We start from the raw sequence: 13,524 nt of genomic DNA, 5'->3' as shown, positions 1-13,524 counted from the left end.
TTAGAATAGGTTAGCAAATTGTTTTAAAATTCGCAATAGAACAATTTTTCTATTCCAATGAATAACTTTGTTGAAAGGAGACTCTGCCTAGACAATAAAACAATCACATAGCATGAGCGATAACCAGAAAGACTACACCCGAAGACATTTTATCAAACAATCAACGCTTACCTCTTTGGCTCTGATATCATTGGTCAATTGTACCAATAGAAAAAAGAAGGGTGGGAATTCAGAAGCCGAGCAAGCAGTCAGTTTGGATCTTAAACCAGATGCCAATGGTTATCTGGATCTTCCCGAGGGGTTTTCGTATAAAATTATCTCAAAGTCTGGTCAAAAAATGTCTGACGGGCTGTTGGTGCCCGGTAGACCTGATGGAATGGGGGCCTTTCTGGATGACGCAGGGCTAACAGTCATTATTTGCAACCATGAGAACAGCCCCACAACATTGGAACATAGTCCATTTGGCCCAGCCAACGAATTATTGTCAGGTGTGGATTTGGACAAACTCTTCGACTCAGGAAGTGGAATCAATCCAGGATTGGGGGGTACAACTACCTTGATATATGATGAAGAAAAAGGGACAGTGGTAGATCAATATCTGAGTTTGGCGGGAACCTATAGAAACTGTGCAGGTGGGGTTTCGCCTTGGGGCAGTTGGATTACCTGTGAGGAAGACGTTACCAAAGCAGATGGGAACCAAATCCTTAAAGACCATGGTTATGTGTTTGAGGTTCCCAAGAATGCTAAGGAGATGGTCACTCCTGTTCCAATAAAGGCTATGGGAAGATTCAATCACGAAGCTGTAGCGGTTGATCCCAATTCGGGTTGCGTTTATTTAACCGAGGATAGACCCGATGGACTTATCTATAGGTTTATTCCGAACGAAAAGGAAAACCTTTTGGCTGGCGGTATGCTGCAGGTTTTAGCAGTTAAAGACAAGAAAAGTCTGGATACAAGAAACTGGGAAGCACAGGAGGTGGCAAGAAATTCCCCAATGGAGGTATTTTGGATAAATATGGACAATGTAGAAGCTCCCGAAGACGACCTAAGGTATAGGGGATTTGATTCTGGGGCAGCCCGGTTTGCTCGTGGTGAAGGTATATGGATGGGAGAAGGGGAGCTCTTTTTCGCTTGCACCAACGGTGGGCCACACAATTTCGGACAGGTTTTTAAATATAGCTTATCCCCAAAGGAAGGTTTGGAAGGGGAGAATGCGGAACCTGCCATGCTAGAACTTTATGCAGAATCCAACGACAAAACTGTTTTGCATATGTGCGACAACCTTAGCATTGCTCCTTGGGGAGATGTGTTACTATGTGAAGATAATGGGGAGTTGAACCATATTCGGGGTATTGATAAAGATGGAAACATTTATACTTTGGCCTGCAACCGTAGTTCCAAATCCGAACTTACGGGCTTGGTGTTTTCACCATCAGGCAAAACCCTGTTCGTCAATGTTCAGGAGAATGGGGATACTGTGGCCATTACCGGACCATGGGAAAGATTTGGCAAGGAGGCTGTGTAGCGTGGGTGATTACCGCTTTACATCATCTGCAACCAGTGCTAGAAATTCATTACGATAAATAGAATCCTCAAAAACGCCTCCGTATTCCATGGTAGTTGTAGTGCTGTTTTTGTCCTTGATTCCACGAGCGGAAACACAAAGATGTTCCGCATTCACTACGACAATCACGTCTTCGGTACCTAAGGTCTGCTGTAAATCCTTCATGATCTGCAAGCAAAGGCGTTCCTGTACTTGAGGGCGGTGGGCGTAATAATCCACCAGTCTGTTTATTTTGGAAAGCCCAATGACCTTGTTCTTTGGAATATACCCGATATGGGCTTTTCCGACTATGGGAAGGAAATGGTGTTCACAGGAAGAATCGATGTTGATGTCCTTTTCAACCAGCATTTTTTTATACCCATATTTGTTGCTGAAGGTAGAAATTTTGGGTCTGTTCTTGGGATTCAAACCATAGAACAATTCCTTCACGTACATTTTAGCTACGCGGTATGGGGTGCCGGAGAGACTATCGTCGGATAAATCCAAACCAAGAGCTTCCATTATTTTTTGAAAGTGGTGTTGAATGGTTTCAATCTTTTCATCATCGGAATGATCAAAAGCGTTGGGATGTAAAGGCGTCTCTAAGGAAGTAGGAAGATGCTGATCTCCTATAATTTCTATTTTGTCGATATCCATTTTGGTAATTGGGAGGTTAAAATGCAAATTAAGTATCTGCACAACAGTTTTTCTGTCCACATTGGCAATATTTGCGATTGTATATATGAAAAAAGATAAGACCCAATGCCGGGATGTACACTGCTTCTTCAACAAGCGGAATCAAGGAAAGTTTTTCGTTAAAAACAACAAAGGCCAACAATAGCCAACAGATCCAAAGGGCAAAACCAACCCAGCGCTTTGCAGTAGTCTTATTGGTCCACACAATGGCAAAAAAGGAAATTACAAGAAAAACCAAATCAAGAATCCCCCACCATTGTGGACGTCCCTCTCCTACGGACACCACCCCTGCTTGAACCACAAAAAGAAATGGAGTGGCCACACAATGTACTAGACAAAGTGCACTGGCAGTTGCACCAATAACATCGGATTTTGATGTAAGATTAATAGTCTTCATAATTAAGTAGATTTAACGTCAAGCTCCAAATTTTGAAATTTGCCAAACAAAAGTAGCTTAAAAAATTAAATGCAACTCAGTTGCATTTATAATTATTTTTATTTTTGCCAAAAGCATTTAAGTGATACAAACAGATGCACTTCAATTTACCTATGAAAATGGATCGGAATTTTCCTTTCCTGATGTCCATTTAAAATCTGGCGAACACCTTTTGATTCTTGGGCCATCAGGGGTTGGTAAAACCACTTTATTACATTTACTGGCCGGTTTGTTACCTGTATCCAGTGGTACAATATCTGTTGCGGGAACAGATTTTCAAACCTTGAAACGAAGAGATATGGATCGCTTTAGAGGCAGCCATATTGGTTTGATATTTCAGCAGTATCACTTTATTAGATCCCTTAGCGTTTACCAAAACTTGGTGTTAAGACAAAGTTTTCCAAAAAAAGCTCTGGACAAGGCTCGGATAAAGGAACTTGCTTCACGTTTGGGACTTTCTGAAGTCCTCCACAAGAAGGTTACACAGCTTAGCCAGGGACAACAGCAACGACTTTCCATTGCCTTGGGTCTGATCCATAAACCAGATGTTGTTTTTGCCGATGAGCCCACATCCAATTTGGATGATGCAAATTGTACCACCGTTATCGAACTTTTAAAGGAGGAGGCCAAAATCTGTCAAAGTAGTTTGGTGATTATCACCCATGACCACAGAGTAAAATCCCATTTTAAAAATCAGTTAACCCTATGAGACTAGGATTTTTGGCATTTCGGAACATGGTGTCCAAGCCGCTCAATTTACTTTTAAGTCTTTTACTACTGGTCTTGAGTGTGTTCTTGGTCACATTTGTACTGCAACTAAGCAAGCAATTGAGTGGTCAATTGGATAAAAACATAGCACCTTTTGATATGGTGGTGGGAGCGAAGGGAAGCCCGCTGCAACTGGTATTGTCCTCGGTCTTACATATAGATGTGCCTACAGGAAACATCAAGTTGGAAGAGGCGGAATTTTTAACCAAAAACCCCATGGTTGAATTGGCTATTCCAGTTTCATATGGGGATAACTACAAGGGATATCGCATTTTGGGGACCACCCATGAGTATTTGGATAAATACGAAGCTACTCTTTTGGAAGGGGAATTGTATTCTGAATCTTTTGAGGTGGTAGTAGGAAGCATTATCGCCCAAAAACTGCAGTTAAAAGTAGGTGATACCTTTACGAGTTCCCACGGACTGGCTTCAATTGGAGTCGAATCCCATGAAGATCATCCTTACGTGGTCAAGGGGTTACTAAAGCCCACAGGAACTGTTGTAGATAGGTTATTGATCTCCAATCTGGAAAGTGTTTGGGAAGCACACGAACACGGGGAGGAGCATGGCGAAGAACACGAGGAAGAACACGAGCATGACATTGAAGATGAACACGATCATGAAGGAGACGATGACCATGATGAAGCTCACGACCATAACGGGCATGACGACCACGATCATGAAGATGAACATGCTGGCGAAGAACACGATCATGAAGATCGTGAGGTCACTTCCTTTTTAGTGAAGTTCAAGAATCCATTGGCCATGGTGCAATTGCCAAGGTTTATCAACGAAAATACCAACATGCAGGCCGCCTTACCGGGCTTTGAAGTTCAACGTCTTTTAGGTTTGCTGGGTTCAGGGATTAAAACCATCAATGGAATTGCCTTGGCCATCTTGTTGGTGTCCGGGCTCAGTATTTTTATCAGTCTTTTAAAGACCATTAGGGAGCGCAGGCAGGAATTGGCCTTGTTACGTATCTACGGCCTTGGGACTGCCCAATTGTTGTGGGTTGTTTTTTTGGAAGGTCTTCTATTAACACTTTCAGGATTTTTCCTTGGTTGGCTGTTGGGAAGGATAGGTATTTGGATAACTTCCTTAGTTACCGAAGCTTCCTATGGATATAACTTACAAATGACAGGATTTGACGCCACGGAAATAGCCTTTCTTGGTGTGGCATTGCTCATAACTTTGGTCGCCACCTTGCTTGCTTCAATATCTATTTTTAAATTGAATATCTCAAAAACATTATCAGATGCGTAACCCTATGCTTTTCACATTAGTACTGCTCTTTACGATTCAAGGACTGTACGCTCAGATGCAACTTACATGGCAGGACTTTGCCGATGTTGATTTTGAACCTAAGTATAATGCTACATATGATGTTAATTTTTTGATGCCTACTTTTGGTCCAAGGATTAAATCGTTCCAAGGACAGGAGGTTAAGATTAAAGGCTTTTTCCTGGACATTTCCGGGAATGGGGACATCTTTTTGATCTCTGCAAATCCTATGGCTTCCTGCTTTTTTTGTGGGGCAGCCGGACCAGAGACCATTATAGAGGTTGATTTCAAGGAAAAACCACCTTTTAAAACGGATCAGATTGTTGAGGTTACTGGGATACTGGAACTCAACCCGGATAACGTGGATCGTTGCAATTATATTTTAAATGGGGCCACGGGCCAATTGTTAAATTGAAAACCTGGAGTTTGTTTTGTTGTTTGATGTTGTGCTGGTTGGGAACGCAGGTTCAGGCACAAACGGTCTTGGAATGGGCCGATCTCCAAGCAGGTATTTCATGGGAATCCAATGCGGACATTCCAATATTCAGGCAGGCAGTGTTTGCACCCGAACTTCTGGCCTTGGAGGGAAAGGAAGTCATAGTAACGGGTTATTTTTTGGTTTTGGATGGAACCCAATCCGTTTACCTACTTTCCAAAAACCCAATGGCGTCCTGTTTTTTTTGTGGTAATGGAGGCCCTGAAACCATAATGGAACTTGAATTTGACGAAAAGCCTTCATTCATAATGGATGATCTGCTCTCGGTAAGTGGTGTGCTGCGCCTTAATGCCGACAATCCCAATCACTGCTATTATCGAATTGAAAAAGCGATAGCCTTAAGTTTATAAGATGTTGGAGCAAACAAAAGTTAACATTATCGACCAGAGCAATGAAGCGCTTCTTGACCAGATGGGGCTAAAGAAAACCAAATTGCGGTTAGAGCTTGTAAAGCATTTCAAGGACGCCAAGCACGCCCAGTCTTATAGTGATTTGAAGCAGATAATGGGCGAAGGCGTGGATAAATCTACCCTATATCGGAATTTATCTGCGTTTGAGGAGGTGGGACTGATTCATGGTATTAATGACCATTCAGGAATCACCAAATATGCCTTGGGAGCTTCACCTTCCGCTGGTCAGGAACATGCCCATTTTGTTTGTGAATCTTGTGAAACCGTTTATTGCGTAAAAGGGATGACGGAAATTCAAATGAAGGTCCCCAGTGGATTTAAGGCCAAAAATATACAGACCATTATTAGGGGAACCTGTGCCAATTGTTAAAAGGTTCTTTATTCTTCAAAGGTAATCCGCTACTTCCCTAACAAACAGAATCTAAGCACGGGTCTACCGCTATAACCCAAGGGTAATTTTACTATCTTGTTCTTGACTATGGGAAGCGTTTCTACCACAAATAGAGTGTTTAGGCAGTTGTTGTGTTTTGTACTTTTTTGGAGTTCCACGATGGGTTTTGCCCAATCTGAAAGAAATGCAGAATTGGAAAAGCAATTAAAGTCATTGTCGGGGGAAGCGTATTTCTCTAAAGCCAATGATATTGCCGAAACCTACTACGCAAACTCAACAACACAGGCCCAAGATTTTATAGAAGAGCAAAGCTTGGAAGCCGGGATACAGGAATACCCCCTGCAACATGCAAGATATTTAATCTTAAAAGGAAAACTGCTCACCTTGCAAGGTAAATACGAGGAAGGCGGTTCGGTATTGAATCAATCCATCTCGATTTTACAAAATGGAGAAAATGCAAACTTCTTGGCACAAGCGTATTCGGGATTGGGAGGCCTCCTTATCAGGAAGGGAGATTACAAGGCTGCCCGAACGAATCTTGAAAACGGATTGGCTCTCTTTCAAACTGGCGAAGTCAACATTACCCTTGCCAATATCCATTTGCTATTCGGTAGGTTAGAGAATATTGAGGACAAACTAGATGCTGCTTTGAATCATTATGAACAGAGTATCCAAATCAACGAGCAATTAGATCACAAAAAGGGAATTTCGGACGTATACTACCGCATTGCGGTACTTTATCTGGATAAGAACAATGAAGAAAGGGCACTTCAGTATTTCCAGGATGGAAGGGCAATCAAGGAAGAAATCAAAGATGAAAGAGGCTTGGCAAATTTTAATTTGTCACTGGGTGTCTTGCACGAAGAGAAAGGGCTTTTTCAAACCGCTCTGGATTATTATGCCCAAAGCTTAAAGGGCTATCAACGTATAGGAGACAAGGCCAATCTGGCCAAGACTTTTAATAACATAGGAGTGGCTTATGTGGACTGGCAAAAATATGACAGCGCTCAAGCGTACCATGAAAGGTCAGTGAAACTTCACAACGAACTCAAATCTCCACTGGGGATGATTAGGGCATTGTCCAATCTTGGGGAAGTGCATTATCTGAAAGAGGATTACCCGGAAGCGCTCAAAAACCATTGGGCGGCCAGAAAAGTAAGTGAAACAACCGACAGGAAAATCATGTTGGGGTGGGTCACCAATAATATAGGGAAGGTACATTTGGCAACCGGGCGTTTGGATAGTGCAACTATATACTTGAATCGCTCCTTGCAAATCAAAAAACAACAGGATAATTACCTTACGCTTCGCCAAACCTACAAGGATCTTTCAGAGCTGAAAGAAAAGCAAGGGAATATGGCAGAGGCCTTGGCCTATTTTAAACTATATAAAGAAGTTCAGGACAGTCTTTCTAGAAAGACCAAGACCCGAGAACTGGCAGAAATGCAAGCGAGGTATGACAACGTTAGGCAAGAAAAGGAAATTGATCAATTGCAGCAAAAGAACAAAACCCAACGTTTATGGCAGAACATTTATGCCATTGGTGCACTGCTGGCCTTGATAGCCGTTGGATTTGTTTTTCAGTTCTTCAAGTTTAAAAATAAAAAGAACAAGGAGCTTTTAGCAATTGAAGCTCAACAACGCCAGCAACTGGAAGACATTGATCGGTTAAAATCCCGTTTTTTCAACAATATTTCCCATGAATTTAGGACCCCGCTTACCCTTATTTTGGGACCTCTTGACAAATTGAGAAAAGGTGTGGATAACACTTTGCGTCCCACTATCGACATCATTGACCGCAATGGCAAAAGATTGTTGAAGTTAATCAATCAGTTGTTGGAATTGTCCAAAATTGAGGCAGGAAAGACTTCACTAAAAACCTCATTTATTGATATAGTTCCATTGCTCAAGGGCTGGGTGTTATCTTTTCAATCCATGGCAGAAATGAAAGATGTTGACCTGTCCATCCAAACTGAAAAAGAGTCCTATTTTCTCTATATCGATAAGAGCAAAATAGAAGAAGTCGTTATCAATCTATTATCCAACGCCCTAAAATACACCCCTTCAGAGGGCAATGTTTCCGTAAGCCTACAGCAGATGAATAAGGACGGCAATGAAACTTTGTCCATTAAGGTTTCAGATACAGGCAAGGGAATTGCCAAGGAAGAACAACCTTTTATATTTGATCGTTTTTATCAAGCGGCCAATGCGGATGCAGATAATGTGGTTGGAACGGGCATTGGGCTATCACTCATAAAAGAGTTGGTGGATTTGCATAAGGGATCCATTTCGGTGAAAAGTGAACTGGGTGTCGGAAGTACTTTTGAAGTGCTGCTTCCCTTTGGGAAAGAACACCTATCTGAAGAAGAGGTACAGATGATAGCCACCACAACCCATTCTACTCCTATGGATATTCCAGCTGGGGATTCCAAATCCCCTGAGGTGGGTGAAACGGATATTGATGGTGAGGAACTGCCCATGCTCTTGCTCATTGAGGACAATGAAGACCTTAGGAATTACATCAAAGAGGTGCTTGGGAACGTATATGAAGTATTGGAAGCCAAAGATGGGGAAGTCGGCATACAACAGGCGCTGGAACATATCCCGGATGTCATAGTCAGCGATTTGATGATGCCCAAGGTGGATGGATTGGAGGTGTGTAAAATCTTGAAAGAAGACGTTCGAACCAGCCATATCCCCATTATTTTACTGACGGCACGATCCTCCAAAGAGGATAGAATAGAAGGACTTAAAAACCTGGCAGATGACTATCTTACCAAGCCGTTCGACAATGAGGAACTACTGATAAGGGTGGAAAATTTGATAGCCACTAGGAAAAAAATGCAAGAGTATTTTTCCACCGGGGATATACTTAAACCTAAAAAACTCAAATTCAGTTCCATTGATCAAGACTTCATAAAGAAGGTTACTGAAATATTGGAACTCGAAATAGACAATGAAAATTTTGGGGTGGTGGAACTTGCAGATGCAGTCGCACTTAGCCGATCTCAACTATTCCGTAAAATTAAGGCAATTACCAATCAGACCCCTATAGAATTTATTAGGTCTTTCCGTTTACATAGGGCTATGGACATGTTGCAACAGCAAAGTGGTACGGTGGCAGAAATTGCGTACAGTGTGGGCTTCCAAAATCCTTCCTATTTCTCCAAATGTTTTCAAGAACAATTTGGAATGTCTCCGAGTGCTGTTTCCCGGCGTTAAACACCTTTGAGGTACTCTGATTTTTGCAATGTGTTCCTAGACTCAATTTAACACTTTGCAACATTTGTTGCAGACTATGCAACATTTCTTCCATTTGCTGTAACAAATAGAACTTCAGCGATTTACATTCAACATTTTTAATTGATTTTGACACATCCCAGGTTGTCCTCAGGGATGGTGTACGGATACATTTGTCCCATGATTTTGAAATACTTGAAAGAAAAGAAAACAGTGTTTCAATAGATAACGAATTAGTAACAAACAAAAAAGTAAAATCATGAAAAATGTATTAATGGGCCTATTATTTATAGGTATGACAAGTATGGGTTATTCACAATATGACCCGATGAACGGTAACATCGAGAATGACAGCTTCGATTTTCTATTTGCAAATCTTGACTATCTGGATGGGGTACAAGGTAAGACAACGCCCGATCAGGTAAGATTTCTGGAAGGAATTGTTGCGGATTGGGACGTGAGCAAAGTGTCACAATTTGATGGACGTAGTGAGCTCTTCAGAGTAGTTTTTAAATCCAATAAAGGTCAAATAAACGTGGCATTTGATGGAGAAGGTAAAATTAAATTGGCCACGGAGAAGTTCAAAAATGTGAAAATGCCAGCGCATATCCAGCAAATGATTAAGGAAAAATACCCACAGTGGAAACCCATAGAGAATTTGTATTTGGTTACCTATAGAAATGGAAGAAAAACCACAAAAACGCTTAAGGTAAAACTTGAAAAAGGCAATAATACAAAACATTTAAAGGTAACGGACAGCGGACTTCTGCTTTAAGCCAACCCTTTAAGGCTTGGTGCAAGTAGGCGCGCCTTAAGCCGCCAACTGCCCGCTTAAATTCATTAAAAATAGTTGTTGAACAAAAATATATATATCATGCCAACACCATTAGAAATTTTATTAGACCCAGTATCGTTGGCAGTTTTGGCCATCTATGCGGTACTGATGATTTGGGAAGGATTGTTTCCCGCAAGAAAACTACCGAAAGTAAAATTTTGGAAATTGAGAGGGTTGGGTGCTTTTGCATTCTTCTTTTATTTATCGTCCTACTTACCCTTATTTATTGACCCCTATTTAGAACCTTTTCGGTTGTTGGACCTCACGGACTTAACAACAGTTATTGGTGGACTAATAGGTGTGGTGGTATATGAATTTGGGGTGTACATATGGCACAGAGCTTTGCATAGTTCAGAATTTTTATGGCGCACTTTTCACCAGATGCATCACAGTGCTGAACGGTTGGACACCTACGGGGCTTTCTATTTCAGTCCCATGGACATGATTGGATGGACTGTTTTGGGAAGTATTTGTTTTGCCTTGTTTGTGGGATTGTCTCCGCAAGCCATCACTTTTACCTTATTAGTGACCAACTTTTTGGGGATGTTCCAGCATGCAAACATAAAGACACCCACTTGGCTGGGATATATTATTCAACGTCCTGAAAGTCATACAGTACACCACGCGAAAGGGATTCACAAACACAACTATTCCGATTTACCCATATTCGACATCCTGTTCGGCACCTTTGAAAATCCAAAAAGATATGAGCACCATACGGGGTTCTATTTGGGAGCTTCCGCCAGGGTATGGGATATGTTGACTTTCAAAGATCTTAACAAGGAACAGCAAAAAAAAGACCATGCCTAAAAAAGTAAAAGAGCTTTTCTGGATACTGTTGATTATGGGTCTTATTGTTGGATGCAGCAAAGAGGAGACGACCCCAATTGAGCAACAACAGGAGTTGCCAGAGGAGGCTCATAATGGTCCAAAACTGGGCGAGGTGGCACCCTTGTCTGGAACTGCAGGAACCCTAGTGACCATAAAAGGAGAGTATTTAACAGGGGTGACGAAAGTCTATTTTAATGGAGTAGAATCTGCATCAATACTATCCGGAGGAGAAAACGCAATCATTGCGGAAGTACCCTTTCGGGCGTTCACTGGAACCATTAAAATTATGTTTGAAGAAGAAGAGCTCATTGGGCCAGAGTTTGAATACCTATCGAGTAACAGAGTGAGCACTGTGGCAGGCAGTAGGATGGGTTATGCTGACGGAAATGGTGAGGAAGCCGAGTTTAGCCACCCAAGAGGTATTGTTCTAACAGCAGCTGGTAACCTGTTAGTTTCTGACTATAATCACAGGATACGTTCCATCAGTTCGGAAGGTGTTGTTAGCACCTTGACAGGAAGCACTGCTGATTTTGAAGATGGGACTTGGGTGAATGCCAAGTTTAATAACCCAGGACCCATGGTAGCTGATCCATTTGGGCACATATTCATCTCGGATGTCTATAACCACAAGATTCGCAAAGTAATATCTACGGGTTCCGTAGTGACATGGTCTGGAAGTTCTAGAGGAAATGCGGATGGTTTCGCTATGGCCCAATTTAGCGAACCTAAGGGATTGGCAATGGACTCCGAGAACAACATTTATGTTGCGGATTCTAATAACCATCGTATTCGAAAAATCGGCATAACAGGAACGGTAACAACGATTGCAGGTTCTGATAGGGGATTCAAGAATGGTGTAGGGACGGAAGCCCAATTTAGTTATCCCACTGGCATTGCTGTAGACGATGAATACAATATTTATGTGGCTGACGCCATCAATAACCGCATACGGAAAATAAATCCCCAAGGAGAAGTAAGTACTTATGCAGGGGGCGACCTTGGGTTCAAGGATGGGCCAGCTTCGGAATCACAATTTGTATCACCAACAGGACTTGCTTTGGATACAGATGGAACACTGTATGTAGCTGATGCAAACGGCAATCGTATTCGGAAAATAAACCCTGACGGTATGGTTAGCACCATTGCGGGTGGGGAAAAAGGCTACTTGGATGGACCAGGGGAGGATGCCCAGTTTAACCATCCTTGGAACTTGGCGTTGGATAAAGAAAAGCACATACTTTATGTGACCGATTTTCACAACCACAGGATTCGAAAAATTCTTTTGGATTAAAAATAAGTAAAGAAACTAAAATGAAAACAGGTATAAAGATCGGCATAGTGATGCTGGTAATGGGAATACTTTGCAGTTGCAGCAAAGAGGAAGATGCAGCTTTGATACAAGATACCAAAGCATCAATATCGTCCTTAAGTCCTAGTAAGGGACCCAAAGAAACCTTGGTCACCATATCGGGCAAAAACTTTGGGGCAGATATAAACGGGCTAATGGTGTTTTTTAATGATAGGGAAGCTATTGTTGAAAGCATAAAAGATACGCAGATTGTTGTAAAGGTTCCGGTCATGGGCCAAACAGGGCAAGTGCACTTGCAAACAGCACTGGATGAGATTATAACAGGGCCTCAATTTGTCTACGAATACACCGCAGATGTGACCACATATATTGGGGCAGATGCGGAAATGAGAAGTCCAAGAGGGATTGCCATAGATTCAGATGGCCGATTGTATATCGCTGATAAGTTTAACAATAGAATCCTTACCAAAGGTCCTGCAAGTGAGGTTGAAGTATTTGCTGGATCAACCCAGGGAATGGTGGATGGCCCCATTGATCAGGCCAAGTTTTATAATCCTGAAGGAGTTGCTGTTGATGACCTTGGTAATGTTTACGTGGCGGATTCCGGGAACAGCAGAATTCGTAAAATCACTCCAGATGGAATGGTCAATACCCTTGCCGGGGCAAGATCCGGGGACGCCGACGGGAGCGGATTGTTTGCACAGTTTAAACATCCGGTAAGGATTGCAATTGACACTAGCGGTGATCTGTACGTTTCGGATGCGGGAAACAACAGGATTAGAAAGGTTTCTCCAGAAGGTGATGTGATCACATTTGCAGGCAGCTCCAAGGGTACTGCTGATGGGGTAGGGACCACAGCTCAATTCTATAATCCCATGGGGTTGACGTTGGATGACCAAGGAGTAATCTATGTGGCCGACAATGAAAACCAAAGAATCCGGGTAGTTACCCCAGAAGGTTTAGTGACCACTCTTTCAGGTTCAACCGAGGGGTTTGAAAATGGTGCATTGGAAACAGCGCTTTTTGATTACCCTTCTGATGTAGTCTTTGATACGTTTGGAAACTTAATCATCGCGGATACTGACAATCACCAAATAAGATGGATTTCTCCTGAAGGAAGTGTAAAAACATTGGCCGGTTCCTCACAAGGACAAATAGACGGAAAGGGCACTGAAGCAAAATTCAAAAACCCGTATGGCATTTGCAAAGGTCCTGATGGAATCTTTTATGTCACCGATACGGGAAATAACACCATACGTAAAATCACATTGGAATAAAATCAAAAGAA

Annotated in this window: 13 protein-coding genes; 11 read left to right on the top strand and 2 right to left on the bottom strand. The window is 42.1% G+C overall.

Features of this window, described 5'->3' with window-relative positions:
• Positions 1-112: 112 nt before the first annotated feature.
• Positions 113-1,525, top strand: coding sequence for an alkaline phosphatase PhoX (locus tag FGG15_RS10830; protein WP_138836119.1), 1,413 nt, complete (start codon positions 113-115; stop codon positions 1,523-1,525).
• A gap of 9 nt (positions 1,526-1,534) precedes the next feature.
• Here FGG15_RS10830 and folE read toward each other — a convergent pair whose 3' ends face one another.
• Both folE and FGG15_RS10820 read right to left on the bottom strand, forming a co-directional pair.
• On the bottom strand, positions 1,535-2,200 hold the full coding sequence (gene folE, locus FGG15_RS10825) for a GTP cyclohydrolase I FolE (protein WP_138836118.1): 666 nt from the start codon (positions 2,198-2,200) through the stop codon (positions 1,535-1,537).
• Positions 2,201-2,228: 28 nt separating this feature from the next.
• Positions 2,229-2,636: a MerC domain-containing protein gene (locus FGG15_RS10820; RefSeq protein ID WP_138836116.1), complete on the bottom strand. Its 408-nt coding sequence runs from the start codon at positions 2,634-2,636 to the stop codon at positions 2,229-2,231.
• Between the two features lie 121 nt (positions 2,637-2,757).
• Between FGG15_RS10820 and FGG15_RS10815 the strand changes: the two genes are divergently transcribed.
• The 10 genes from FGG15_RS10815 (at position 2,758) to FGG15_RS10770 (ending at position 13,513) form a co-directional block, all read left to right on the top strand.
• Complete coding sequence (locus FGG15_RS10815; RefSeq protein WP_138836114.1) at positions 2,758-3,384, top strand: ABC transporter ATP-binding protein; 627 nt, start codon at positions 2,758-2,760, stop codon at positions 3,382-3,384.
• Entirely contained in the window at positions 3,381-4,706 is a 1,326-nt protein-coding gene (locus FGG15_RS10810) for an ABC transporter permease (protein ID WP_138836112.1), read from the top strand. Before FGG15_RS10815 ends, FGG15_RS10810 begins: the two co-directional genes overlap by 4 nt.
• A 4-nt stretch (positions 4,707-4,710) precedes the next feature.
• Positions 4,711-5,139, top strand: coding sequence for a hypothetical protein (locus FGG15_RS10805; protein ID WP_237561806.1), 429 nt, complete (start codon positions 4,711-4,713; stop codon positions 5,137-5,139).
• Between the two features lie 38 nt (positions 5,140-5,177).
• Positions 5,178-5,570, top strand: a complete 393-nt coding sequence (locus FGG15_RS10800; RefSeq protein WP_161991958.1) for a hypothetical protein — start codon at positions 5,178-5,180, stop codon at positions 5,568-5,570.
• 1 nt (position 5,571) lies between these two features.
• On the top strand, positions 5,572-6,000 hold the full coding sequence (locus tag FGG15_RS10795; protein WP_138836106.1) for a Fur family transcriptional regulator: 429 nt from the start codon (positions 5,572-5,574) through the stop codon (positions 5,998-6,000).
• A 108-nt stretch (positions 6,001-6,108) separates the two neighbouring features.
• The gene (locus FGG15_RS10790; protein ID WP_138836104.1) at positions 6,109-9,243 is read left to right on the top strand and encodes a tetratricopeptide repeat protein; all 3,135 of its coding nucleotides are present in this window, start codon (positions 6,109-6,111) and stop codon (positions 9,241-9,243) included.
• A 277-nt stretch (positions 9,244-9,520) separates the two neighbouring features.
• Positions 9,521-10,036 (top strand): hypothetical protein, encoded by a 516-nt coding sequence (locus tag FGG15_RS10785; protein WP_138836102.1) that lies wholly within the window; start codon positions 9,521-9,523, stop codon positions 10,034-10,036.
• Positions 10,037-10,135: 99 nt separating this feature from the next.
• Positions 10,136-10,906, top strand: coding sequence for a sterol desaturase family protein (locus tag FGG15_RS10780; protein WP_138836100.1), 771 nt, complete (start codon positions 10,136-10,138; stop codon positions 10,904-10,906).
• Complete coding sequence (locus FGG15_RS10775; protein ID WP_138836098.1) at positions 10,899-12,218, top strand: NHL domain-containing protein; 1,320 nt, start codon at positions 10,899-10,901, stop codon at positions 12,216-12,218. Before FGG15_RS10780 ends, FGG15_RS10775 begins: the two co-directional genes overlap by 8 nt.
• A 20-nt stretch (positions 12,219-12,238) precedes the next feature.
• On the top strand, positions 12,239-13,513 hold the full coding sequence (locus FGG15_RS10770) for an IPT/TIG domain-containing protein (RefSeq protein WP_138836096.1): 1,275 nt from the start codon (positions 12,239-12,241) through the stop codon (positions 13,511-13,513).
• The last annotated feature ends 11 nt before the right edge of the window (positions 13,514-13,524 follow it).

It is taken from the genome of Flagellimonas algicola (assembly GCF_005937185.1).
Classification (GTDB): domain Bacteria; phylum Bacteroidota; class Bacteroidia; order Flavobacteriales; family Flavobacteriaceae; genus Flagellimonas; species Flagellimonas algicola.
Note: the sequence above shows the minus strand (reverse complement) of the source record. Positions and strands in the feature narration are given on the sequence as shown.

Bases quoted from the DNA above. Each gene is read 5' to 3' on its own strand.
- FGG15_RS10830 (WP_138836119.1), top strand. From the start codon at position 113: ATGAGCGATAACCAGAAAGACTACACCCGAAGACATTTTATCAAACAA.
- folE (WP_138836118.1), bottom strand. From the start codon at position 2,200: ATGGATATCGACAAAATAGAAATTATAGGAGATCAGCATCTTCCTACT.
- FGG15_RS10820 (WP_138836116.1), bottom strand. From the start codon at position 2,636: ATGAAGACTATTAATCTTACATCAAAATCCGATGTTATTGGTGCAACT.
- FGG15_RS10810 (WP_138836112.1), top strand. From the start codon at position 3,381: ATGAGACTAGGATTTTTGGCATTTCGGAACATGGTGTCCAAGCCGCTC.
- FGG15_RS10805 (WP_237561806.1), top strand. From the start codon at position 4,711: ATGCTTTTCACATTAGTACTGCTCTTTACGATTCAAGGACTGTACGCT.
- FGG15_RS10795 (WP_138836106.1), top strand. From the start codon at position 5,572: ATGTTGGAGCAAACAAAAGTTAACATTATCGACCAGAGCAATGAAGCG.
- FGG15_RS10790 (WP_138836104.1), top strand. From the start codon at position 6,109: ATGGGAAGCGTTTCTACCACAAATAGAGTGTTTAGGCAGTTGTTGTGT.
- FGG15_RS10785 (WP_138836102.1), top strand. From the start codon at position 9,521: ATGAAAAATGTATTAATGGGCCTATTATTTATAGGTATGACAAGTATG.
- FGG15_RS10780 (WP_138836100.1), top strand. From the start codon at position 10,136: ATGCCAACACCATTAGAAATTTTATTAGACCCAGTATCGTTGGCAGTT.
- FGG15_RS10775 (WP_138836098.1), top strand. From the start codon at position 10,899: ATGCCTAAAAAAGTAAAAGAGCTTTTCTGGATACTGTTGATTATGGGT.
- FGG15_RS10770 (WP_138836096.1), top strand. From the start codon at position 12,239: ATGAAAACAGGTATAAAGATCGGCATAGTGATGCTGGTAATGGGAATA.